General features: G+C 37.8%; 2 protein-coding genes. Both read left to right on the top strand.

Going from position 1 to position 2,661, the window contains the following annotated elements:
* Positions 1–181 precede the first annotated feature (181 nt).
* A complete protein-coding gene (locus JK635_RS01435; RefSeq protein WP_202651739.1) occupies positions 182–1,234 on the top strand; it encodes an ATP-binding cassette domain-containing protein in 1,053 nt (350 codons plus the stop codon).
* 422 nt (positions 1,235–1,656) lie between these two features.
* Positions 1,657–2,340: a sulfite exporter TauE/SafE family protein gene (locus tag JK635_RS01440; protein ID WP_368857064.1), complete on the top strand. Its 684-nt coding sequence runs from the start codon at positions 1,657–1,659 to the stop codon at positions 2,338–2,340.
* Positions 2,341–2,661: the final 321 nt, after the last annotated feature.

Genomic DNA, 2,661 nt, shown 5'->3' on the forward strand with positions numbered 1-2,661 from the left:
AGGTTTAACTGTAAATAAATTTCCAAATGGACAGAGCCACCTTTAAATGGGTATTTATCTTTTTGGCCCTAAAAGGGTGAAATATTTTAACTGAAAATTCCGATACTTTTTATGCAACACTAGTGATGCTGATTATATTATTGAAATTGGTCCGAAATCTGGTGAATTTGGCGGTGAAGTTATGGCTAGCGGAACTTACCATGATCTGCTTCATAATCCAAATTCTTTGCTCTCGATGTCCCATCAATTCAAATATGAACAAAGTAGTTATCAAAGACCAACCAATAAAATGGCCCTAAAATTAAATAATGCCAATAACCATAATCTCAAAAACATTTCTGTTACCTTACCTGCAAATTGTTTATCTGTTATCACAGGTGTTTCGGGATCTGGAAAATCAAGTCTGCTTTTTGGTGAGATTGCAACCAGTGGTTTAAAAGATAGTGAAAAGATCCAGTGGCTAAAAAAATTTGAAGATATCGTAATGATTAGTCAAAAAAGGCCGAGTAGAAATAAACGCTCTGTCATTGCCACCTATATGGATGCTTTTGATGATATTCGCTCGCTTTTCGCAAAAGAGGCTAAGAGAAAAAATCTTGATTTCTCACCATCTGATTTTTCGTTTAATTCCGGAAATGGGAGATGCCCGAATTGTCTAGGCTTAGGTATGATTGAGAGCAATCAACTGTTTTTTGAAAATATGGAGCTCCCTTGCCCAATATGTCACGGAAATAGATATAAAGATGAGGTACTCGAAGTAAAAATTGACAACCACTCGATTGCAGACGTGCTCAATTTTTCGATTCTCGAAGCGATTGAGTTCTTTGAAAAAAATAGGTTGACGACGACCCCGTTAACTCTTTTGACAAAAACGAATCTTGATTATATTTCTCTCGGTCAAACGACAGACACTTTGTCTGGAGGAGAAATGCAGCGGTTAAGTCTAGCTAGTGTGATTGCTAAGCAAAAAGGAAATAAACACTTATTTATTATGGATGAGCCAACCACTGGTATGCATAAAATTGATGTTTATCATTTTATGGAACTAATACAGAACCTTGTCGATAAAGGGAATACCTTCTTCTTTATTGAACATAATCTTGATGTCATTAGACAAGCAGATTACATCGTAGAACTTGGTTCTAATGGCGGTGAACAAGGAGGAAATATCGTATTTAGCGGAGACATCACTGATTTTATCCAGGCGGACACTAAGACGTCAATATACTTGTAGGTAAAAAGTGCCTGTCACCACCGGCTACTATAGGGGAGTGACAGGCCGTCTATTAAAACGGTTCATTTTGCTTTGACTTTTAAGTCGTCCAGTTAAGGCCGATTATTGTTACTAGACGGAACCCTTGTCATTGACATAACCAATTAGCCGCATTCTTTTTGGAAAAATCGGCTTGAAACCGTTCAAACTAAATAAATTGACCCGAAATGGCAGTTTGTACTTCAAGACTACTTTTCACATAATCAATAAATCTAAGTACATTTACGGTAAATTCCTTATCTCTTTTACGATGAAAAAACAAGTATTTTTATTTCTTTTACTGGGCATAGCACTGCTCATCACAAGTACTTCACCCTTAAACCATCAGCCTATGATCCTATTTTTTATCGGAATCGTTTCTTCTTTTGTTGGGACATTAGCTGGTGGTGCCCGGGCTGATTACAATTCCGGCGATGATGTTAACGGGTATTCCCATTCAAACGAGCATTGCGACCAATAAATTTTCCTCGGGAATTGCTGCTTTTTCAAGTGTATTCTATCTGATCCACATGAAGCAGTTAAGGATTAAGACAATCATACAAAACTTATTTGTAGCATTTTTAGGAGGGGTTGGAGGAGCTTTAATCACGACGCATCTCTCTGAAAAAACAATGAATACAATTGCATTTATTCTCCTTTTTCTTGCCTTAATGGTTACCATTAAAAATAAAGGATGGATTGAGGCGGCTCAAGGTAGTCAAAATGAAACTGTTAAAAACAGATGGACATCTTTGATTCTCTTTTCTATCGCGGCTTATGATGGAGGATTCGGCCCCGGCTCGTCCACATTAAGTATTTTGTATTACATGAAAAACCAACAAACTTATTTAAAAGCTGTTCAACTTACAAGAGTTTTAATTTTTGGCAGCTGCACGGGCGCCTTCATCATTTTTTATCAAACTGGATTCCTGCAATGGCCCTACGCCATCGTAATGGCTTTCGGCTCCATTATCGGTTCCCAAATAGGCCTGTTTGTTGTCCCTAAGGTTCCATTGAAACTAGCGAGGTCATTATTAATCACCATTATGTGCTTTTTGATTACCCAGATGGTTTATAAAATAATATAATGTGCTGACCTGGGCCATGAGCAGTTCACTGGGGCTTTTCCTGTAAAAAAGTGTTGATAGAAGGGCATAATGAGGACTTCGCTGGGGTTCTTCCGCAATAAAGTGTTCGTTGAATCGTGCCATGAACACTTTGCTAAGGCTCTTCCCTAAGAAAGTGTTCATTGAACCGGTCCATGGGCACTTCGCTGGGGCTCTTCGATTAAGTCCGTATAATTGTGTAAAAATAATGAGTCATTTTATTCACTTTTGGCAACACTGTTTTCAACCACGATAAACAATGAAAAGAGGAATAAAAATGACTCAAGTACAGTTTAACCTGAA

The sequence above is a fragment of the Neobacillus paridis genome (genome assembly GCF_016765675.1).
GTDB classification, from domain to species: Bacteria; Bacillota; Bacilli; order Bacillales; family Cytobacillaceae; genus Neobacillus; species Neobacillus paridis.